The organism is Massilia frigida (assembly GCF_011682175.1).
Taxonomy (GTDB): Bacteria; Pseudomonadota; Gammaproteobacteria; order Burkholderiales; family Burkholderiaceae_D; genus Telluria_A; species Telluria_A frigida.
The window spans coordinates 1-337 of the sequence record NZ_WHJG01000203.1; the positions used below are offsets into that span (position 1 = coordinate 1).

Annotated in this window: 1 protein-coding gene; it reads left to right on the top strand. The window is 63.8% G+C overall.

All coding sequences use genetic code 11. The features are described 5' to 3' along the window. The coding region (locus F2P44_RS34690; protein ID WP_167094640.1) for a transposase at positions 1-337 on the top strand (337 nt) is incomplete at both ends.

Below are 337 nucleotides of genomic sequence, written 5' to 3' on the forward strand. Positions count from 1 at the left end.
CAGCGAAGCGCTGCCGACCTGGATGCGCCGGGCCGTCGACGATATGCTCAGCCACATCAGCGTGCTCGATGAGCGCATCGACGAATACGACGCCCACATCAAACAGGCCGCCACCGCCGATGTGCCCAGCCAGCGCTTGATGAAATTGGACGGCATCGGTCCGATCACGGCCTCGGCGCTGACGGCCTCGATCGGGAACGGCCATGACTTCAAGAACGGCCGCCAGCTCGCCGCATGGCTTGGCCTCGTCCCCGGCAGAGTTGGTTCGGGAGGAAAAACCAGGCTGGGACGCATTAACAAGGCAGGCGATCGCTACCTGCGCACCCTTCTGGTGATG